Below are 19,908 nucleotides of genomic sequence, written 5' to 3'. Positions count from 1 at the left end.
TTGCCGACCCGGCACGGCCGGCGAGGGCCGCGCGCGGGGCCGCGGCTCAGCCCGGCCGGACCTCGAGCAGCGCCCGCGCCACGAGATCGTCGGCCACCGGCCGCGTCGCCTCGGGATGCGGCTTGCGCGGCCCGGGCGGCCGCCGCTCCCAGACCACCGCCTCGCCCACCGTCACCTCGAAGCCGGCGCGGCGGAAGCGCCCCACCATGGCCGAGAGCCCGAGCCGGTTGACGTAGATCCCGGCGCGGCCGACCAGCGGGCTGGCCCAGAACTGGTCGCTGAAGCGCAGGTGCTGCAGCCCGCCGCCGAGATGGTCCTGGAAGTCGATGCCGTGCAGCCCGATCCCGTCCGGCGCGGTGACGCGGCGGAGCTGCTGCAGCAGCGGCGCCATGTCCTCCCGCCGCACATGCTCGAGCACCGCCTCGCTGACCACGAGGTCGATCGCCCCGTCCGGGATGGTGGCCAGCGCCGAGGGGCCGCCGATCAGCAGGGTCGCGCCGCAGCGGGCGAGGGCGGCGCCGCGGTCCCGGCAGCCGGCGAGGTCCGGCGCGGGCAGGCCCTGCGACCGCGCCAGCTCGGCGGCGGACCTGTAGGGCGCGGGGCCGGCCGGCCCGCTATCCGCCGGATCGGCGAACCAGACCCGCCGCAGGCCGAGCCCGGCCAGCACCGGCGCCCGCACCACCATGCCGCCGGGGCCGATCTCGAGCAGCGTGCGCGGCCGGCGGCCGATCAGCGCCTCGGCCCGGTCGAGCCAGGCGCGCGGCACCGCGATCAGCTTGGCGGGCTCGGTCGCGTCGTAGGAGGGGCGCGCCAGGCCCAGCGCCCGCGCCCGGTGCCCATGCACGCCGAGCGCGGCCAGGCTCAGCTTCATGCCGAGCTTCATCCACCACGGCACCGGCGCGCCCCGGGACAGACCGGGTGGTGCCGGCACCTCGCGCCGCGGCCTCGCCGCTTCCTCGATGCGCTGTTCCATGGGAGTCGGCCGTTGCCTCCTGATCCTCCAGGCATAGAGCAGATCGCCCCTACCCGGAAACGCCCGGGAGGGGCAATCCGCTCCCGAAATACTGCGCGAGCGGCGTTTGCGTCGCGCCGGCCGGACTCCGATAGTGCCGGCGTGACCCCGATCGAGCATATCCGCGGCTTCCAGGACCAGCTCACCGCCTGGCGCCGCGACTTCCACGCCCATCCCGAAACTGGCTTCGAGGAGCACCGCACGGCGGCGCTGGTCGCCCAGCGGTTGGCATCCTGGGGCATCGAGGTGCATCGCGGCATCGGCCGCACCGGCCTGGTCGGCGTGCTGCGCAACGGCCATGGCAACCGCGCCATCGGGCTGCGCGCCGACATGGACGCGCTCGACATGCCGGAGGCGAACGGTTTCGCGCATCGCTCCACCGTGCCGGGCAAGATGCATGGCTGCGGCCATGACGGGCACACCACCATGCTGCTCGGCGCCGCCCGCTACCTGGCCGAGACGCGGCGCTTCGACGGCATCGTCCATTTCATCTTCCAACCGGCCGAGGAGGGCCAGGGCGGAGCGCTAGCCATGCTGGAGGACGGGCTGTTCCGGCGCTTCCCCTGCGATGCGATCTACGCCCTGCACAACCGGCCCGGCCTGCCGGTCGGCCACTACGCCATCCGCCCCGGCGCGATGATGGCGGGCTGCGCCTTCTTCGACCTGGCGATCGAGGGCCGCGGCGGCCATGCGGCGCGGCCGGAGAGCACGGTCGATCCGGTGGTCTGCGGCGCCCAGATCGTCTCCGCCTGGCAGAGCATCGTCGGGCGCAACGTCGCGCCGAACGACACGGCGGTGATCAGCGTCACCGGCTTCTCGGCCGGCACCGCCTACAACGTCATCCCGGCGCAGGTCGCGCTGCGCGGCACGGTGCGGGCCTTCCGCGCCGAGACGATGCGGCTGCTGGAGGCGCGGATGCGGGCGCTGGCCGAGAGCATCGCCGCGGGCTTCGGCGGCACGGCGCGGCTGGAGTTCCGCGAGGTCACCGTCCCCGTCGTCAACGCCCCCGAGCAGACCGCGATGATCGCCGATGCCGCCGCGGCGATGGTGGGCGAGGCGCGGGTGGACCGCGACCGCATCGCCGCCATGGGGAGCGAGGATTTCTCCTGGATGATGGCGGAGCGGCCGGGCGCCTACATGCTCGTCGGCAATGGCGAGGGCGAGGGAAGCTGCGAGGTGCACAACCCCGGCTACGACTTCAACGACGCCGCCATCCCCTATGGCGCCGGCCTGCTGGCCGCGGTGGTGGAGCGGGAGCTGCCGCAGGGCGTCTGAGCCCCTCCCGGAGGCCGCCGCCGGCCGATATCGGATGACGCGGCGCGCCGCCCCTGCGTAAGCTTCCTGCCAGGCGGCGCCGACAAGCCGCTGGTGGGAGGACACCATGACCCGATACGGGACGACGCGGCGCAGCGCGCTGCGGGCGGGCATCGCCGGCATGGCGGGCGCTGCGCTGCCGCTCTTTCACGTCCATGGCCAGGGTTCGGCGGGCGTGCTGCGCTGCGGCTTCTGGGACCACTGGGCACCGGCCGGCAACGGCGCCCTGGCCGCGCTCTGCAAGGAATGGGGCGCGAAGAACCGGGTCGACGTGCAGATCGACCTCGTCACCTCGGTCGGCAACCAGAACGTGATGACCATCGCCTCCGAGGCGCAGTCCCGCAGCGGCCACGACATCCTCGCCTTCCCGCCCTGGGAGCCCTCGGCGCATGCCCGGCTGCTGGAGCCGGTCGATGACGTGATGGGCCGGCTGCAGCAGAAATACGGCCCGGTCACGCCCGCCGCCGAGTATCTGGCGAAGCGCGACGGCGCCTGGCGCGCCGTGCCAGCCGTCGCCGGCACCCAGACCAAGCCGCCCTGCGTGCGCTACGACCTGCTGCAGGAGCATGCCGGCATCGACATCCGCGCCATGTGGCCGGCCGAGGCCAGGCAGGGCCCGGGCGCCGATACCTGGACCTGGGACACCTTCCTCGCTGCGGCGCAGAAATGCCATGCCGCGGGCTATGCCTTCGGCCTGCCGATGGGGCAGTTCCCGGATGCGGTGGACTGGCTCGGCGCGCTGTTCCGCAGCTTCGGCGCCAGCATGATGGATGCGGAAGGCCAGGTCACCTTGCGCGGCAACGACAAGGTGAAGCAGGTCATCGACTATGCGGTGCAGCTCTCGCAGTACCTGCCGCGCGATGTCTGGGCCTGGGACGATGCCTCGAACAACCGGGCGCTGATCAGCGGCAAATCGGCCCTGATCCTCAACCCGCCCTCCTCCTGGGTGGTGGCCAAGCGCGACAACCCGTCCGTCGCCGAGAAATGCTGGTATGCGCCGATGCCGAGCGGCCTGGCCGGACGCTTCACGCCCTACAACCCGGCCTTCTGGGGCATCTGGAGCTTCGGCAAGAACAAGTCGGCGGCCAAGGCGCTGCTCGAGCACATCTCGGACCGCGCCAGCGCGGAGCGGCAGGTGGCAGCCACCAGCGGCTTCGACCTGCCGCCCTTCCAGAGCATGTCCGACTTCAAGACCTGGGAGACCGAGGGGCCGCCCACCGGCTTCGAGTTCAACTATCCCGACAAGCCGCACCACAAGGCCCAGCTCTGCATCGCCTATGCCCCGGCGCCGGCCGAGGCGGCGGTGCAGGCCTATACCCAGGCGATCAGCAGCAAGATGATCGCCCGCGTGGCGCAGGGCGGACAGAAGCCCGAGGAGGCCATGGCCTGGGCCGAGGGCGAGCTGAAGAATTTCGCCCGCGGCTGAGGGGCCCAAATGCGGTCACGCATGCGGGCCTTTGGCATTAAAGTCCGACCCGCATGGCGGCCGCACGCCGCCGGCGGGGAGACACGTTCATGACGCGATACGGGATGACGCGGCGCGCGGCGCTGCGCACGGGCCTCACCGGCATGGCCGGGGCCGCGCTGCCCCTGTTTCATGTCCACGGCCAGGGCTCGGCGGGCGTGCTGCGCTGCGGCTTCTGGGACCATTGGGTGCCGGCGGGGAATGAAAGCTTGCAGACGCTCTGCAAGGAATGGGGCGCGAAGAACCGGGTCGAGGTGCAGGTCGACTTCATCACCTCGGTCGGCAACCAGATCCTGCTGACCATCGCGGCGCAGGCGCAGTCCCGCAGCGGCCACGACATCCTCTCCTTCCCGACCTGGGAGCCCTCCTCGCATGCCCGGCTGCTGGAGCCGGTGGACGATGTCGTCGGCCGGCTGACGCAGAAATATGGCGAGATCGCCCCGGCCGCCGCCTATCTCGCCAAGCGCGAGGGCGCCTGGCGCGCCGTGCCCGCCATCGCCGGCACCCAGGCCAAGCCACCCTGCATCCGCTACGACCTGTTCGAGAAGCATGCCGGCATCGATATCCGCGCCATGTGGCCGGCCGAGGCCAGGCAGGGCCCGGGCGCCGACACCTGGACCTGGGACACCTTCCTCACCGCGGCGCAGAAGTGCCACGCCGCCGATTATCCCTTCGCCCTGCCGATGGGCCAGTATTCGGATGCGGTGGACTGGGTGGGGGCGCTGTTCCGCAGCTTCGGCGCGAGCATGATGGATGCCGAGGGCAAGGTCACCCTGCGCGGCAACGACAAGGTGAAGCAGGCGGCGGAATACGCCATCCGGCTCGCGCAATACCTGCCGCGCGATGTCTGGGCCTGGGACGATGCCTCGAACAACCGGGCGCTGATCGGCGGCAAGACGGCGCTCGCCTTCAACCCGCCCTCCGCCTGGGCGGTGGCCCGGCGCGACAACCCATCCGTCGCCGAGAAGATGTGGTACGCGCCCATGCCGGCCGGGCCGGAGGGCCGCTTCACGCCCTACCTGCCGTATTTCTGGGGCATCTGGAGCTTCTCGAAGAACAAGACGGCGGCCAAGTCGCTGCTGGAATTCCTCTCCGAGCGCACGAGCGCCGAGCGGCAGACCACCGCCACCTCCGGCTACGACCTGCCGCCCTTCCAGAGCATGACCGACTTCAAGGTCTGGGCGACGGAGGGGCCGACCACCGGCTTCGAGTTCAACTACCCCGACAAGCCGCACCAGCACGGCCAGTACAGCGTGGCCTTCGCCCCGGCGCCGGCCGATGCGGCGGTGCAGGCCTATACCCAGGCGATCAACACCAAGATGATCGCCCGTGTGGCGCAGGGCGGCCAGAAGCTCGACGACGCCCTGGCCTGGGCCGAGGGTGAGCTGAAGAACTTCGTCCTCGGCGGCTGAGCCGGACCGTTCGGGCGCTCTCAGGCGCCCGGCCGGTGCCGCATCGCGGCGAGGAATTGCGGCCGGTGGCGCGACCGGCATTCCTCCGCCGCCACCGGCGCCGCGTCGAGCCGGACGAAGCCCATCCCCGCCGCCCGCAGCGCCGCGACGCCCGCTGCGACCCCGGCCCCGCTCGGCCGCTCGGGATGGTTGAGATGCGCGATGATGACCTCGTTGCCGCGCGCCGCGCCGATCCGCCGCGCCACCGCGGCGGCCGGCAGCGAGGCGCCCTCATCGGCATTGAGCGAGAAGCCGGCGACCCGCTGGCCCATCGCCTCGATCAGCGTCACCGCCTCCGGGCTGTAGAGCGCGGTCGCGCCGCGATACCAGCGCGGCGGCGGCAGCCCGGCCTCGACCAGCGCCGCCGCGCCGCCCGCCACCTCCGCCTGCACCGCCGCCAGCGTGCCGGCCGGCGCCAGCCCATAGACCCGGCCGGGCCCGAGCACCGCCGGCAGGTGGCGGGCGCCGTGGTTCTGCAGGCTGAACAGCGCCGGATGCGCCCGCAGCAGGGCCAGCGCCGCGGCATTGCCCTGCACCCAGCGGGCGGTGGCGAAGACGGTCGCCGGCACCTCGAGCCGCAGCAGCGTCTCGAGGATGCGCATATCCGTCCGACCATCGCAGGCATCGAGGGTCAGCGCCACGCCGCGCGGCGCCGTCGCCGGCAGGGCGAGCCGCAGCGAGGGCTCGAGCAGCGCATCCGCCGGGCAGGCGAGGCCGGCGGCCGGGAGCAGCGCCGGCAGCAGCCCGGCGAGCAGGGCGCGGCGCGGCAGGCCGGCACGGGGGGAGAGGCAGTGACGGCACACGATCCGCAAGGCTCCGGGCTTGGGCAGGGCGGGTCCGCCGTAGCATCCTCCACGCCCTGCGTCGAAGGGGGGACCGATGGCCGGAGATGAGGCGGCACTGCCGGAAGGCATCCGCATGGTGTTCGACCCGGCCCCGCCCGCCGGCTTCCGGGCCGAGCTGGGGCAGCGGATCAACGCCTTCCATGCCGAGACCGTGCCGCACCGGGCGGACCGCTTCGGGCTGCGCCTCGAGGATGCGGCGGGCGAGCTGGTCGGCGGCTTCATCGGCGTGCTGTCCTGGGGCTGGCTCTTCGTCGAGGCGGTCTGGGTCGATCCGGCGCGGCGCGGCCTCGGCGCCGGGCGGGCGCTGATGGCGGCGGCGGAACGGCACGCGGCCTCGGCCGGCTGCCATTCCGCCTGGCTCGACAGCTTCCAGGCCCGCGACTTCTACGAAACGCTCGGCTATGCAGTGTTCGGCGCGCTGGAGGACTATCCGGCGGGGCAGACGCGCTGGTTCCTGCGCAAGCGCCTCGCCGCGGGTTGAGCGCGGTGCGGCGGGCCTCGTTAGGGGCCTCGGACCGGTCAGGCGGCCGGTCCGGCGGCATCACACCAGCGGGCAGCCACCTTCGGCCATCGGCCGGAAGGCCTGGTCGGCCGGGACGGTGCGCAGCACCTTGTAGTAGTCCCAGGGGCCGCGGCTCTCGGCCGGCGATTTCACCTCCACCAGATAGGCCGGGTGCAGCTTGCGCCCATCGGCGCGGATGCCGCCTGGGCCGAAGGCGTCGTCATCGGTCGGCATCGCCCTCATGCGGGCCACCGTCGCGGCGCCGTCCGCCTTGGCCGCCGCCACGCCCAGATCGGCCACCGCCTTCAGGTAGTGCAGCACCACGCCGTAGCAGCCGGCCTGCACCATGGTGGCGGGCGGCGCGCCGAAATTCTGCTTCATCCGCTGCGTCAGCGCCCGCGTGCGGTCATTGGTGTCCCAGTAGTAGCTCGTCGAGCAGACCAGGCCCTTCGCCGTCTCGAGGCCCATGGAATGCACCTCGGAGATGAAGAGGATGAGGGCGGCGAGCCGCTGCCCGCGCTTCTGCAGGCCGAACTCGGTCGCCTGCTTCACCGCATTCGCCATGTCGGTGCCGCCGAAGGCGAGGCCGATCACCTTCGCCTTGCTCGCCTGGGCGCGCAGCAGGAAGGCGGAGAAGTCGGTGGTCCCGGGGAAGGGGAAGCGGGCATTGCCGATCACCTTGCCGCCCTCGGCACCGATGATCTTGCCGCCCTCGACCTCCATGGAATGGCCGAAGGCATAGTCGGCGGTGACGAAGAACCAGCTATCGCCGCCCTCGCGCACCACCGCCCGCGCGGTGGAATTGGCGAGCATCCAGGTGTCGTAGGTCCATTGCACCGTGTTCGGGCTGCACTGCGCACCGGTGAGTTCCGAGGTGCCCGGGGCGGAGGCGAGAAAGGCCTTGTTCTTCTCCCGCACCACCGCATTCACCGCGAGAGCGGCGGAGGAGGCGGGCACGTCGACCAGCGCGTCCACGCCCTCCCGGTCGAACCACTGCCGGGCGATGTTCACCGCGATGTCGGGCTTGTTCTGGTGGTCGGCGGCGACGACCTCGACCTTCAGGCCGAGCGATGCCGCATCCTGCACCGCCTGGCGCACCGCGAGCACGGCATTCGGGCCGGAGAGGTCGGCGAAGGCGCCGCTCATATCGGTGATGACGCCAAGCCGGATGGTCTGCCTCGCCTGGGCCCGGGCCAGCTGCGGCAGCACGCCGAAGCCGGCGCCGCCCAGCAGCGCGCGTCGGTCGAGGTTCATCGTGGTTCCCTCCCGGCGGCTCGACATGCCGGGGCATCGCAGCCGCCGCGCGGCGCCCCGGCCCGGATGCGCCCGGACGCCCCTACCAACGGCCGTTGATGTTGACACATCAACGGCCCCTTCAATCGCCGGCGCTGCCTCCGGCAGCTTGGCTACGCCACGCCGCGCCGCCAGGCGCGCCAAAGGGCGCGACCGACGGCGCCCGATCGGGCGCTCGGCATGAATGGATCATTCATGCCATTGGTATGACCTGCTCATGCGGCACGGCCGGCGCGGCCGCGCCGATGGCGAGCCTGTCCCGTTCGCCGGCGGTCCTGCCTCAGCCGCGGCCTTCCGGCGGATCGCAGGGCTTGGTCGCCATGTCGCCCGGGATCGAGAGCTCGAGGATCTCGACATCGTCCGAGGTGGCGATCTCGTTGTGCTTCATGCCGCCGGGGATGAGCACGGCATCGCCCTGGCCGCTGCGCGTGCGGGTGCCGTCCTCGAATTCCAGCTCGACCCAGCCCTTCAGGATGTAGATGAACTGCGCCTCGCACTGGTGGGTGTGCCAGCCCGTCGGCTCGGTCATGCCGGTGATCGCTTCCATCACCTGCGCCCGCAGCTTGCCGCCGGTCGCCGCCTGCATGCCGAGGTCGCGGTAGCGGAAGAATTTCCGCCGTCCCTTCACGAAGGGCTGGTCGGCCTTGTTCGAGACAGTGAGCTTGATGTCGGTCTTTCCGTCGGCGCGCGCGCCCGCGATGCTGCCATCCATGGTCCGTCCTCCTTGCGGTCTCTCCGAACCGTAAGGCGCAGGCTACACCCCGGCAGGCCGGCGGCAAGGCACAATCAGGCGCGGTCCCCCTCCTTCCTTTGGCCCGACCGACACCACCGCGCAACGGACTCGGCAACGCCGCGTTGCGCCGGGGTGGCCGATCCCCGGCCCGAGGTCACCAATAGCGGCATGCCCGACACGCCACCCCCGCGCCCCTCCGCCGTCCCGCAGCACCGGGGCGTCGCCGCCGCCGGCGTGCCCGGCTCCGCCCTGCATGTCCTGCAGGGCGCGATCCTGGTGATCGCGATCCTGTATTTCGGGCGGGAGCTGCTGATCCCGCTCGTCCTCGCCATGCTGCTCTCCTTCGTCCTCGCGCCGGTGACGCGCGGGCTTCGGCGGCTGCACCTGCCGCGCCCGGCCTCGGTCCTGGTCGCGGTGGTCCTGGCCGGCGCGGTGATCCTCTCGATGTTCGGCCTGGTCGGGCGGCAGGCGACCTCGCTCGCCGAGAACCTGCCGACCTATCAGACCGCCATCACCGAGAAGCTCGGCCGGCTGCAGGCCTCGGGCGGGCTGATCGACCGGGTGGTCAGCACGCTGCAGGAGATGGGGCGCAGCGCCGGCGCCCGCGACAAGCCGCCCGCGAGCCCGCCCCTCGCCCAGCCCGAGGCGCTGCCGAGTCAGCCAACGAACCGGCCCATCCCGGTCGAGATCCACAACCCTGACCCGACCGCCTTCGAGATGCTGCAGCGGGTCGCGGAGCCGCTGCTGGGCCCGCTGGCGACGGCCGGCATCGTCGCCATCCTGGTGATCTTCATCCTGCTCTACCGGGAGGACCTGCGCGACCGGCTGATCCGCCTGGCCGGCGCCCGCGACCTGCACCGCACCATGGCGGCGATGGACGATGCCGCCTACCGGCTCTCCCGCTACTTCCTGGCCCAGACAGGCATGAATTTCGGCTTCGGCCTGGTGATGACCGGCGTGCTCTGGCTGGTCGGTATCCCCAACCCGCTGCTCTGGGGCTTCGTCGCCGGGCTGATGCGCTTCGTGCCCTTCATCGGCAGCTTCATCGCCGCCGGCTTCCCGGCGCTGCTCGCCCTCGCCGTCGATCCCGGCTGGGGGACGCTGGTCTGGGTGCTGGTGCTCTTCGCCCTCGGCGAGGCGGCGATGGGCCAGGTCTTCGAGCCGCTGGTCTTCGGCCATTCCACCGGCCTGTCGCCCATCGCGGTCATCGCCGCGGCGACCTTCTGGACCTGGCTCTGGGGCCCGATCGGCCTGCTGCTGGCGGTGCCGCTCACCGTTTGCCTGGTGGTGCTCGGGCGGCATGTCGACCGGCTGGAATTCCTCGAGGTGATGCTCGGCGACAGCCCGCCGCTGGACCCGGAGGAGACCTTCTACCAGCGTGCCCTCGCCGGCGACGCCGATGCACTGGCCGAGCAGGCCGAGCGCTGCCTGAAGGAGAAGTCCTTCGCCGCCTATCTCGACGCCATCGCCCTGCCGGCGCTGCGCCTCGCCCAGGCCGATGCGGTGCATGGCGCGCTCTCGCCCGAGCGGCGCGAGGCGCTGCAGGCCAGCGTCGAGCAGCTGATCGAGGATCTGGAGGAGGCCGAGGATCCCGAGGCGGAGGATGGCGAGGCGGCGGCGCCGCTGCCGGCCGCCTGGCAGGTACCGGGCTCGGTGCTCTGCCTGCCGGGTCGCGGCCCCTTCGACGGGCTGGCGGCGATGATGCTCGCCCAGGCGCTGCAGCGGCGCGGCTTCGGCGTGCAGGTCGGCGGCATGGCCGCCAGCCCCGCCACCCCGCCGAAGCTGCTCTGCCTCTGCCTCATCGAAGGCGGCAGCAGCACCGCGACGGCGCGCTACCTGCTGCGCCGGGCCCGCCGGCGGCTGCCCGGCATCCCGGCCCTCGCCCTCGCCTGGACGACGTCCGAGGACGACACCCAGGCCGGCCCCATGGCCGCGCCCATCGCCGCGGCGCTGCGCGCCGAGGGCCAGTCGGCGCCGCTCTTGCTGGCGGCGAACCTGGTCGAGGCGACCGATCTGGCGGCCGAGCAGGCGGCGGCCGCGCCGGTGCCCATGCTGACCGAGCCGGCGCCGCGGCCGGAGCCGCCCGCCCTCGGCATGGCGCCCGCACCGGCCTGAGCCGGTCGGGCGGCCCGCCTTTCCCATGCCAGCGAGCGGGGCGGTTGCGACCCCCCCGCCCCCTGGCGTAGGAGGTCGCGAATGACCACCCCTCGCACCGCCAGCATCACCCGGACCACGGCCGAGACCGAGATCCGCGTCACCCTCTCCCTCGACGGGACGGGCCAGGTGCGGGCGGCGACCGGCATCGGTTTCCTCGACCACATGCTCACCGCGCTCGGCCGCCATGCGCTCTTCGACCTTTCGGTCGAGGCCAAGGGCGACCTCCATATCGACTTCCACCACACGACGGAGGATGTCGGCATCGTGCTGGGACAGGCGCTGAAACGCGCGCTCGGCGACAAGCGCGGGATCCGGCGTTACGGCCAGTCCCTGCTGCCGATGGACGAGGCGCTGGCCGAGGCGGCGATCGACATCTCCGGCCGGCCCTTCCTTGCCTGGTCGGTGCCCTTCGCCCGCGACAAGGTGGGCGAGATGGACACCGAGCTGTTCGAGGAGTTCTTCCGCGCCCTCGCCTTCAATGCCGGCATCACCCTGCATCTGACCTTGAAGGCCGGTACCAACGCGCACCATGTCGCTGAGGCCTGCTTCAAGGCGCTGGCCCGGAGCCTTCGCATGGCGGTGGAGACGGACCCGCGCTCGCCTGACACGGTTCCCTCGACGAAAGGGGTCCTGGAAGCCTGATGCGCATCTGGACCGTCCACCTGCCGCGCAGTGGCGGGGGCGCCGCGCATGGTGCTCCCGCGTCCCTGCCGCGCGACCCCATCCTGGTGCGGGAGGGGTTTTCCTGGGGTGCCTTGCTCTTCGGCCCGATCTGGTTGCTGCGGCACCGGCTCTGGCTGGAGACGGGCGCCTGGATCGGGCTGGTCCTGCTGACCGCCATCCTGCTGCCCGCCACCTATCGGCTGCCGGTGCTGCTTGCCCTGCAATTCCTGCTCGGCGCCGAGGCGGAGGATCTGCGGCGCGCGGCGCTCGGCCGGCGCGGCTGGCGCCTGGCGCATGTCGTCGCCGCCCCGGCGGAGGAGCTGGCGGTCGCCCGCCTCTTCGAGACGCGGCCCGAGCTATTACGGACAGTGGCGGCATGAGCGGTGCGATGCGGGTCGCCGTGGTCGATCCGGGCTCGGGCAACCTCGCCTCGGTGCTGCGCGCGCTCGGCCGCGCCGCCGCCGATGCGGGCATCGCCGTCGAGGCCGCGGTGACCCGCGACGCGGCGGAAGCCGCTGCGGCCGACCGGCTGATCCTGCCCGGCCAGGGCGCCTTCGCCGCCTGCATGCGCGGCCTGTCCGCGTTGCCCGGCATGGTCGAGGTGCTGGAACGCCGCGTCGCCGAGGGCACGCCGCTGCTCGGCATCTGCGTCGGCATGCAGATCATGGCCGAGCGCGGGCTTGAGCACGGGACGACGCCCGGCCTCGGCTGGATCCGCGGCGAGATGGCGCCGATGGCGCCCAGGGGCCCGGACGGGGCCGCGCTGCCCCTGCCGCAGATGGGCTGGAACACCCTCGCATTCCCGGCGGATGGGCATCCATTGCTTGCGGGAATTCACCCAGGCGAGCACGCGTATTTCGTTCATTCCTACGCCCTGAGCGACTATGATGCCGGCGAGGTGCTGGCCACCACCGATTACGGCGGCCCGGTCGTCGCCATCGTCGGTCGCGGCAATATCGCCGGTACGCAATTCCATGTGGAGAAGAGCGCCGCGGTGGGCCTGCGCATCCTCGCCAATTTCCTTCGGTGGACCCCATGAGCGCACCGAAGGTGCCGATTGGCCTGGTCGAGCCGAGCATGCCGCACCAGCCCGAACTCTCGGTCGAGCGGGTGACGGAGCTTGACGACCACGACATGGCCGAGCTCTGCGAGGCGACCGACGCCGCCATCATCGAGGGCGGCGGCTTCGGCTGGATCGAGCCGCAGGGCCGGGTGGCGCTGCAACGGCATTTCCGCGGCGTCATGCTAGTGCCGGAGCGCGAGCTGTTCATCGCCCGGCTCGACGGCGTGGTGGTCGGCAGCGCCCAGCTCGTCCGGCCGCCGCGGAACAACGAGGCGCAGGCCTTCGGGGCGACGCTGACCCATGCCTATATCGCGCCCTATGCCCGCGGCCACGGCCTGGCGCGGCTGATGATCCGCCGGGTCGAGGAGCGCGCCGCCTCGCTCGGCCACCGCGTCGTGAACCTCGACGTGCGCGAGACTCAGACCACCGCCATCTCGCTGTTCGAGACGCTGGGCTACGAGCGCTGGGGAACCCATCCCGCCTATGCCCGGGTGAACGGGCGGACGGTCGCGGGCCACTTCTACTACAAGCTGCTCGAGCCGGGCCGGGGCCGCAGCACCGGGAAGGTGATGGGGCGCTAGCCCCTCCTCCCGGCACCCCCGCCCGGGCCGGAACCAGGACAGGCCTCGCATGTCACTCACCCTCTATCCCGCCATCGACCTCAAGGGCGGCCAGGTCGTCCGCCTCAAGCGCGGCGACATGGCCCAGGCTACGGTCTATTCCGCCGACCCGGCCGCCCAGGCGCGGCATTTCGCGGCGCTCGGCTTCCCCTGGCTGCACGTGGTCGATCTCGACGGCGCCTTCGCCGGACGGCCGGCCAACTCGGCGGCGGTCGAAGCCATCCTCGCCGCGATCCCGGAAATCCCGGTGCAGCTCGGCGGCGGCATCCGCAGCATGGCGACGGTCGAGGCCTGGCTCGGGCGCGGACTGCGTCGCGTCATCCTCGGCTCGGCGGCGGTGAAGGACCCGGATTTCGCGCTGGCCGCCTGCAAGGCCTGGCCCGGCCGCGTCGCGGTCGGCATCGATGCCCGCAACGGCATGGTGGCGACTGAGGGCTGGGCCGAGGTGAGCACCGTCCTCGCCACCGATCTCGGCAAGCGCTTCGAGGATGCCGGGGCGGCGGCCATCATCTACACCGATATCGAGCGCGACGGCATGCTCGGCGGCGTGAACCTGGAGGCGACGCTCGCCATGGCCCGCGCGGTGCGGCTGCCGGTCATCGCCTCGGGCGGCGTCGCCTCGCTCGACGATCTCGCCGCGCTGGCTGGCCTCGCGGGCGAGGGGATCGAGGGCGTGATCATCGGCCGGGCGCTCTATGACGGCCGCGTCGATCCAGCCGCGGCGCTGGCCCTGGCGGCGGGGCGAACGCCGCCCCGCCCCTGAACGCCGAGGCGTCCGGCGCCCGCCGCCCTCTACCGCTCGCCGGCGAGCAGGCGCTCGAGGATACGCGCCTCGAAACCCGCGAGGGCGGCATCGCCGCGCCGCCGCGGCCGCGGCAGGTCGATGGCCAGGTCCATCGCCACCCGCCCCCGCTCCAGCAGGATCACCCGGTCGGCCAGCGCCACGGCCTCGCCGACGTCATGCGTGACCAACACCGCGGTGAAGCCCTCGGCCCGCCAGACCTCCTCGACCAGGGCCTGCATGCCGATCCGCGTCAGCGCGTCGAGGGCGCCGAGCGGCTCGTCGAGCACCAGCAGGCGCGGCCGGCTGACCAGGGCGCGGGCCAGCGCCACGCGCTGCTTCTGCCCGCCCGAGAGCACGGAGGGCCATTCCGCCGCCCGGTCGGCGAGCCCGACCTCGGCGAGCGCCGCCTGCGCCCGCGCCTCCCGCAGCGCCGCCGGGGTGTCGCGCGCCAGCCCGACCTCGACATTGCCCCGGATGCTCGACCAGGGCAGCAGCCGCGGCTCCTGGAACATCAGCCGCACCGCCGCTTCGGGGGCGAGTCGCTCCGGTCCCGCCTGCAGGGCGAGCGTGCCGGCGCTCGGCCGGTCCAGCCCGGCGATGAGACGGAGCAGCGTCGACTTGCCGCAGCCGCTGCGCCCCACCACCGCGAGGAACTGCCCCGCCGGGATGTCGAGATCGATGCCCTGCAACACCGAGGGACCGCCGAAATCCTTGCGCAGCCCGCGGATGCCGACCGCGGCCGCGCCGGCGCGCGCCGGCGCCTGCACCATGCCGTCCATCACGCGCTCCGATAGGCCGGGTTCCAGGAGAGGCAGAGCCGCTCCAGCAGCCGCGCCAGGCTGTCCGCCAGCTTGCCGAGCAGGGCGTAGACCAGGATCGAGAAGACCACGACATCCACCAGCATGAACTCGCGGGCGTGCATCGCCATGTAGCCGATGCCGGAATTCGCCGCGATCGTCTCGGCCACGATCAGCGTCAGCCACATGATGCCGAGCCCGTAGCGCAGCCCGACGAAGATCGAGGGCAGGGCGCCCGGCAGCACGATGCGGCGGAACAGCCTCGGCGCGTCCATGCCATAGGCCCGGCCCATCTCGACCAATTGCGGGTCGACCGAGCGCACGCCATGCATGGTGTTGACATAGACCGGGAAGAAGCTGCCCAGCGCGACGAGGAAGAGCTTCGCCGCCTCGTCGATGCCGAACCACAGGATCACCAGCGGGATCAGCGCCAGGTGCGGGATGTTGCGCAGCATCTGCACGCTGGAATCGAGCAACCGCTCGCCCAGGCGCGACAGGCCGGTGAGGACCCCGAAGCCGAGGCCGAGCCCGCCGCCGATGGCGAAGCCGGCGAGGGCGCGCCAGGCGCTGACCTCGATGTTGCGCAGCAGCTCGCCCGACTGCGCCAGGTCCCAGCCGGCGGCGAGGACGGCGGAAGGCGCGGGCAGCACCTCCTCCTCGATCCAGCCGGCCATGCTGCCGGCCTGCCAGGCCAGCAGCAGCAGCGCCGGCAGCAGCCAGGGCAGGGCCGAGCGGCCGAGGCCGCGCCAGGCCAAGCCGGCGCGGCGGGCGGCAGGCGCCGCCAGCCCCGCCTGCGGCAGGACCGCCCCGCTCATGCCGCCAGCGTCCCGTAGCCGCCGCCGGTGGTCACGAAGTCCCGCGCCGCCACCTGCGGCCGCGCCGCCCCGCCGAGGCCAAGCCGCGGGAAGAGCAGCTCCGCCACCCGGTAGGCCTCTTCGAGATGCGGATAGCCCGAGGCGATGATGGTGGAGATGCCGAGCGCCTGATACTCCCGCAGCCGCGCTGCCACCGTCTCCGGGCTGCCGACGAGCGCGGTGCCGACGCCCGCGCGCACCAGGCCGATGCCAGCCCAGAGGTTGGGCGAGACTTCCAGCCGGTCGCGCCGGCCGCCATGCAGCTCGGACTGCCGCCGCTGCCCGACGCTCTCATTGCCCTCGGCGCGGCGCTTCTGCACCGCGGCGATGGTCGCGTCGTCCAGCCGCGAGATGAGCCGCTCGGCCTCCGCCCAGGCCTCGGCATCGGTCTCCCGCACGATCAGGTGGACGCGCAGGCCGAAGCGCAGGCTGCGGCCATGCGCCGCGGCGCGGGCGCGCGCCGCCTCCAGCTTCGCCGCCACCAGCGCCGGCGGCTCGCCCCAGGTGAGGTAGGTCTCGACATGCCGCGCCGCGACCTCGATCCCCGCCTCGGAGGAGCCGCCGAACCAGAGCGGCGGGTGCGGCGTCTGCACCGGCGGGAAATGCTGCCGGCCGCCGCGCGAGGCGAGGTAGCGCCCCTCGAAGTCGATCCCCTCCGCGGTGAAGAGGCCGCGGAAGATGGTCAGGAATTCCTCGGTCTGGGCGTAGCGCTCGGCATGGGAGAGGAAGATGCCGTCGCCGGCCAGCTCCTTCGGATCGGCGCCGGTGACGATGTTCAGCAGCAGCCGGCCGTTGGTGATGCGGTCGAAGGCGGCGGCCTGGCGCGCCCATTGCGCCGGGGTCTGCACGCCGGGCCGCAGCGCCAGCAGGAATTTCAGCCGCTGCGTCCAGGGCGCGATGGCGGCGCCGGTGATCCAGGGATCCTCGCACTGGTTGCCGGTCGGCAGCAGCACGCCGCCGAAGCCAAGCCGGTCGGCGGCCACCGCCACCTCGCGCAGATAGCCGAAATCCTGCGGCCGGGCGCCCTCGCTGGTGCCGAGATAGCGGCCGTCGCCCGAAGTCGGCACGAACCAGAACAGGTCGAGCGGGGGGGTGTCGTTGCTCATGATCATGGACCCTCAGGCGGCCGGCGGCTGCCAGACGATGTCGCGCACGGTGACGGCGCGGGGGATGAGCTTCAGCCGGTGGAAGCGGTCGGCGACGCGCTGCTGCTGCGCGATGACGGCTTCGGAGAGCGGCGCCACCTCGAAGGCGGCGCGGGCCGCCGCCCGGCGCATGGCCTCGATCGGCAGGCCCGTCGCCTCGGCGCCGAGGCGCGCCACCTCCTCGCGATGCGCGTCCGACCAGGCGCCGACGCCCGCCAGCACCGTCACCGCCTGCGCGACCAGCCGGGGATGCGCCTCGGTGAAGCCGCGATTGGCCAGGAAGTAGCTGCTCTGCGGCTCCACCGCGTCGCCGGCGACCAGCACCCGGGCGTTCCGCTGGAGCTCGGTCAGGGCGAAGAAGGGGTCCCAGATGCTCCAGGCGTCGATATTGCCGCGGGCGAAGGCGGCGCCGGCATCGGCGGGCGGCAGCTCGACCGGGCTGATGTCGGACCAGGCGAGCCCGGCCTTCTCCACCGCGCCGACCGCGAGGCTGTGGGCGGAGGAGCCGCGGGCGAAGGCGAGGCGCCTGCCCTTCAGCTCCGCCACCGAGCGGAGCGGGCTGTCCTGCGGCACCAGGATGGCTTGGCTGGCGCCGCGGCTCGGCGTCGCCGCCACGTAGAGCAGCTTCGCCCGCGCCGCCTGGGCGAAGATGGGCGGGGCGTCGCCGACGGCGCCGAAATCGATGCTGCCGACGTTCAGCGCCTCGAGCAGCGGCGGGCCATAGGTGAATTCCAGCCAGTTCACCGCGATACCGAGCGGGGCGAAGGCGCGCTCGAAGTCGCCGTTCTGCCTGGCGACGAGCAGGGGGCCGGATTTCTGGAAGCCGATGCGGAATTCGCTGGGCTGGCCCTGGGGGAGCTGACTCTGCGCCCGGCCGGCACGGGCTGCGAGCAGGGGGGCGCCGAGGGCGGCGGCGAGCAGGGCGCGGCGCCGCGCGGCCTGGAGGATGGGCATGGCTGGGGTCTCCGGGCGCGCTGGGGCGCGCCGAGCGGGCGAAAGGCGAAAGGCGGCGGGAGGCCGGGGGCGCTCAGCGCCGACAGGCTCTCCAGGGAGACGCGGCCCCGCCGGAGACGGAACGGCGCTTTAGCTCTTGGTGACGCGGTGCAAGCTGCATGGATCAAATCCCGCGGTGCCGGCGCAGGATGGGCCGGCCGTCACACTATTAACCCCTCGTCAGCGTGCTTCGTCAAGGATCTGACCAATGTGATTCGTGAAATAAGCAGAAAACCCCGATCTGGCGGGACAAAAGGTGCCAGCCGATCCGCGCTTGACCCGGGCCGCGTTCCGACGCAAGCGCAGCAGCCCGCGCCGCCGCGGCGCATCCTCACGCCGAAGGTGGCTCCCGTGCTCGCACTCCGCGTCATTCCCTGTCTCGACGTGAAGGACGGCCGGGTCGTGAAGGGGGTGAATTTCGTCTCTCTCCGCGATGCCGGCGACCCGGTGGAGCAGGCCCGCGCCTATGACCGGGAGGGGGCGGACGAGATCACCTTCCTCGACATCGGCGCGACGCATGAGAACCGCGACACGATCTACGACGTGGTCTCCCGCACCGCGGCCGAGGTCTTCATTCCGCTGACTGTCGGCGGCGGCGTCCGCTCGGTCGAGGATGTGCGCCGCCTGCTGCGGGCTGGGGCCGACAAGACGAGCATCAACAGTGCCGCAGTGGCCGAGCCGGCGCTCGTCAGCCGCGCCGCCGAGGCCTTCGGCAGCCAGGCAATCGTCGTCGCCGTCGATGCCCGACGGGTGGCCGAGGGCCGCTGGGAGGTCTTCACCCATGGCGGCCGCAAGGGCACTGGCATCGAGGCGGTGGGCTGGGCGCGGCGCATGGCCGAGGCCGGGGCGGGCGAGCTGCTGGTGACCTCCATGGACCGGGACGGCACCAAATCGGGCTTCGATCTCGAGCTGCTGCGGGCGATCCGCCGCCATGTCCGGGTGCCGATCATCGCCTCCGGCGGCGTCGGCACGGTGCAGCATTTCGTGGAGGGAGCGGAGGCCGGCGCCAGCGGGCTGCTGGCCGCCAGCGTGTTCCATTACGGGGAGTTCCGCATCGCGGATGCCAAGGCGGCCCTGGCCGCGGCAGGCCTGCCGGTGCGCCCCCTTGCGGAGGCCGCCTGAGCATGGGGAAGAGCGTCGAGAAGGCCACCAAGCAAAAGCCGGCGAAGAAGCAGCCCGGGCTGCCCGTGCCCGCCGGCGTGCCGGCCAAGGCGAAGAAGCCGCCGAAGGCGGTGCGGAAGGCTGAGGCGCGGCATCTCCGGCCGCTCGATGTCCGGGTGGCGGGCGGCGATGCCGGTGTGCTCGACGATCTCTGGCGGACGGTGGAGGCACGGCGGCTGGCCGGCGACGTGGCGCATAGCCACTCCGCGCGGCTGCTCGCCCGCGGCACCCCGAAAGTGGTCCAAAAGCTCGGCGAGGAGGCGGTGGAATGCGTCATCGCCGCCACCATCGGCCAGCGCGGCGAGACCATCCTGGAGAGCGCCGACCTGCTCTACCACCTGCTGGTGGTCTGGGTGGATGCCGGCATCCGGCCGGAGGAGGTCTGGGCCGAGCTGCGCCGGCGCGAGGGCATCAGCGGCATCGTCGAGAAGGCCTCGCGCCCGAAGGGCATCGCGCGCGCGGCGCGGACCACCAAGCTGCCCTGAGCGCCGAGCCGGCCGCCCGGCGGGCTGGCAGGGAGGGCCGGCAGGAGGTCTGGCAGGGAGGGCTGGCTGCGTGAGCCTGATGGGGGGCTTGATGCCGCGGGCGGGCGCGGCCATGACGACCGGAGGAACGCAGCGAGGGGACGCCCGCCATGTCGGTCACCGGCAAGCCGCCCTATGACGACGCCAATATCTTCGCCCGCATCCTGCGCGGGGAGATTCCCTGCAAGAAGATCGCCGAGGATGAGCACGCCCTCGCCTTCCACGACATCGCGCCGCAGGCGCCGCTGCATGCGCTGGTGATCCCGAAGGGCCGCTGGGTCAGCGCCGCCGATTTCCATGCCGAGGCGCCGGCGGAGACCATCGCCGGTTTCTGGCGTTTGGTCACCCGGGTCGCACGGGAGCTCGGCCTGGAGGAGAGCGGCTACCGCCTCCTCTCCAACATGGGCGCCGATGCGGGACAGGAGGTGCCGCATTTCCACGTCCACATCTTCGGCGGCCGGCGGCTCGGCCGCATGGTCCCGGCGGTGCCGACCTGAACGCACGGCCTTCGCGGGCCGCCTGAGCCAAGGAG

21 protein-coding genes are annotated in these 19,908 nt (G+C 72.6%); 13 read left to right on the top strand and 8 right to left on the bottom strand.

The annotated features are described in order from the left end of the window. Window positions 1-46 precede the first annotated feature (46 nt). Window positions 47-973: a methyltransferase domain-containing protein gene (locus HJG45_RS09335; protein WP_254452410.1), complete on the bottom strand. Its 927-nt coding sequence runs from the start codon at window positions 971-973 to the stop codon at window positions 47-49. A 141-nt stretch (window positions 974-1,114) separates the two neighbouring features. Here HJG45_RS09335 and HJG45_RS09330 point away from each other — a divergent pair, with 141 nt between their 5' ends. The 3 genes from HJG45_RS09330 (at window position 1,115) to HJG45_RS09320 (ending at window position 5,203) form a co-directional block, all read left to right on the top strand. Further along, window positions 1,115-2,287: a M20 aminoacylase family protein gene (locus tag HJG45_RS09330; protein WP_368040552.1), complete on the top strand. Its 1,173-nt coding sequence runs from the start codon at window positions 1,115-1,117 to the stop codon at window positions 2,285-2,287. A gap of 106 nt (window positions 2,288-2,393) precedes the next feature. Beyond that, entirely contained in the window at window positions 2,394-3,752 is a 1,359-nt protein-coding gene (locus tag HJG45_RS09325; RefSeq protein WP_171611861.1) for an ABC transporter substrate-binding protein, read from the top strand. Between the two features lie 89 nt (window positions 3,753-3,841). Further along, complete coding sequence (locus HJG45_RS09320) at window positions 3,842-5,203, top strand: ABC transporter substrate-binding protein (protein ID WP_171611859.1); 1,362 nt, start codon at window positions 3,842-3,844, stop codon at window positions 5,201-5,203. 20 nt (window positions 5,204-5,223) lie between these two features. On the opposite strand, the gene HJG45_RS09315 is transcribed toward HJG45_RS09320, so the two are convergent. Beyond that, on the bottom strand, window positions 5,224-6,045 hold the full coding sequence (locus HJG45_RS09315; protein WP_217362884.1) for a polysaccharide deacetylase family protein: 822 nt from the start codon (window positions 6,043-6,045) through the stop codon (window positions 5,224-5,226). 76 nt (window positions 6,046-6,121) lie between these two features. On the opposite strand from HJG45_RS09315, the gene HJG45_RS09310 reads away from it, so the two are divergent. Next, window positions 6,122-6,568: an N-acetyltransferase gene (locus tag HJG45_RS09310; protein WP_217362883.1), complete on the top strand. Its 447-nt coding sequence runs from the start codon at window positions 6,122-6,124 to the stop codon at window positions 6,566-6,568. Between the two features lie 60 nt (window positions 6,569-6,628). On the opposite strand, the gene HJG45_RS09305 is transcribed toward HJG45_RS09310, so the two are convergent. Then, window positions 6,629-7,843, bottom strand: a complete 1,215-nt coding sequence (locus HJG45_RS09305; protein ID WP_171611856.1) for an ABC transporter substrate-binding protein — start codon at window positions 7,841-7,843, stop codon at window positions 6,629-6,631. Window positions 7,844-8,162: 319 nt separating this feature from the next. After that, on the bottom strand, window positions 8,163-8,594 hold the full coding sequence (locus tag HJG45_RS09300) for a cupin domain-containing protein (protein WP_171611855.1): 432 nt from the start codon (window positions 8,592-8,594) through the stop codon (window positions 8,163-8,165). A 153-nt stretch (window positions 8,595-8,747) separates the two neighbouring features. Between HJG45_RS09300 and HJG45_RS09295 the strand changes: the two genes are divergently transcribed. The 6 genes from HJG45_RS09295 to hisA all read left to right on the top strand — a co-directional run bounded on the left by HJG45_RS09295 (window position 8,748) and on the right by hisA (window position 13,881). Then, the gene (locus HJG45_RS09295) at window positions 8,748-10,730 is read left to right on the top strand and encodes an AI-2E family transporter (protein ID WP_171611854.1); all 1,983 of its coding nucleotides are present in this window, start codon (window positions 8,748-8,750) and stop codon (window positions 10,728-10,730) included. 81 nt (window positions 10,731-10,811) lie between these two features. Next, window positions 10,812-11,414 (top strand): imidazoleglycerol-phosphate dehydratase HisB, encoded by a 603-nt coding sequence (gene hisB / locus HJG45_RS09290; RefSeq protein WP_171611853.1) that lies wholly within the window; start codon window positions 10,812-10,814, stop codon window positions 11,412-11,414. Beyond that, window positions 11,414-11,815 carry a DUF2628 domain-containing protein gene (locus HJG45_RS09285; protein ID WP_171611852.1) on the top strand — a complete coding sequence of 134 codons (402 nt, stop codon included), beginning with the start codon at window positions 11,414-11,416 and terminating at the stop codon, window positions 11,813-11,815. Before hisB ends, HJG45_RS09285 begins: the two co-directional genes overlap by 1 nt. 8 nt (window positions 11,816-11,823) lie before the next feature. Then, on the top strand, window positions 11,824-12,474 hold the full coding sequence (gene hisH / locus HJG45_RS09280) for an imidazole glycerol phosphate synthase subunit HisH (protein ID WP_171612134.1): 651 nt from the start codon (window positions 11,824-11,826) through the stop codon (window positions 12,472-12,474). Next, complete coding sequence (locus HJG45_RS09275) at window positions 12,471-13,079, top strand: GNAT family N-acetyltransferase (protein ID WP_254452409.1); 609 nt, start codon at window positions 12,471-12,473, stop codon at window positions 13,077-13,079. Before hisH ends, HJG45_RS09275 begins: the two co-directional genes overlap by 4 nt. 49 nt (window positions 13,080-13,128) lie before the next feature. Further along, the gene (gene hisA / locus HJG45_RS09270) at window positions 13,129-13,881 is read left to right on the top strand and encodes a 1-(5-phosphoribosyl)-5-[(5-phosphoribosylamino)methylideneamino]imidazole-4-carboxamide isomerase (RefSeq protein WP_171611851.1); all 753 of its coding nucleotides are present in this window, start codon (window positions 13,129-13,131) and stop codon (window positions 13,879-13,881) included. A 29-nt stretch (window positions 13,882-13,910) separates the two neighbouring features. Here the strand turns inward: hisA and HJG45_RS09265 are convergent, their stop codons facing one another. The 4 genes from HJG45_RS09265 to HJG45_RS09250 are packed head-to-tail and all read right to left on the bottom strand — an operon-like array spanning window position 13,911 to window position 17,652. Further along, the gene (locus HJG45_RS09265) at window positions 13,911-14,681 is read right to left on the bottom strand and encodes an ATP-binding cassette domain-containing protein (protein ID WP_171611850.1); all 771 of its coding nucleotides are present in this window, start codon (window positions 14,679-14,681) and stop codon (window positions 13,911-13,913) included. Next, on the bottom strand, window positions 14,681-15,514 hold the full coding sequence (gene ssuC / locus HJG45_RS09260; RefSeq protein ID WP_171611849.1) for an aliphatic sulfonate ABC transporter permease SsuC: 834 nt from the start codon (window positions 15,512-15,514) through the stop codon (window positions 14,681-14,683). The genes HJG45_RS09265 and ssuC overlap by 1 nt, the downstream gene beginning before the upstream one ends. Next, on the bottom strand, window positions 15,511-16,659 hold the full coding sequence (gene ssuD / locus HJG45_RS09255; RefSeq protein WP_171611848.1) for an FMNH2-dependent alkanesulfonate monooxygenase: 1,149 nt from the start codon (window positions 16,657-16,659) through the stop codon (window positions 15,511-15,513). Before ssuD ends, ssuC begins: the two co-directional genes overlap by 4 nt. Window positions 16,660-16,671: 12 nt before the next feature. After that, a complete protein-coding gene (locus HJG45_RS09250; protein ID WP_171611847.1) occupies window positions 16,672-17,652 on the bottom strand; it encodes an aliphatic sulfonate ABC transporter substrate-binding protein in 981 nt (326 codons plus the stop codon). A 390-nt stretch (window positions 17,653-18,042) separates the two neighbouring features. On the opposite strand from HJG45_RS09250, the gene hisF reads away from it, so the two are divergent. From hisF to HJG45_RS09235, 3 genes are all read left to right on the top strand, one after another. Continuing rightward, window positions 18,043-18,813, top strand: a complete 771-nt coding sequence (gene hisF / locus HJG45_RS09245) for an imidazole glycerol phosphate synthase subunit HisF (RefSeq protein WP_171611846.1) — start codon at window positions 18,043-18,045, stop codon at window positions 18,811-18,813. A 2-nt stretch (window positions 18,814-18,815) separates the two neighbouring features. Next, window positions 18,816-19,337: a phosphoribosyl-ATP diphosphatase gene (locus HJG45_RS09240; protein ID WP_171611845.1), complete on the top strand. Its 522-nt coding sequence runs from the start codon at window positions 18,816-18,818 to the stop codon at window positions 19,335-19,337. Between the two features lie 149 nt (window positions 19,338-19,486). Beyond that, entirely contained in the window at window positions 19,487-19,873 is a 387-nt protein-coding gene (locus tag HJG45_RS09235; protein WP_171611844.1) for a histidine triad nucleotide-binding protein, read from the top strand. The last annotated feature ends 35 nt before the right edge of the window (window positions 19,874-19,908 follow it).

Source organism: Roseicella sp. DB1501 (genome assembly GCF_013112485.1).
In the GTDB taxonomy this organism is placed as follows: domain Bacteria; phylum Pseudomonadota; class Alphaproteobacteria; order Acetobacterales; family Acetobacteraceae; genus Paracraurococcus.
The sequence above is the reverse complement of the archived record's forward strand: the minus strand, read 5'-3'. Positions and strand labels throughout refer to the sequence as shown.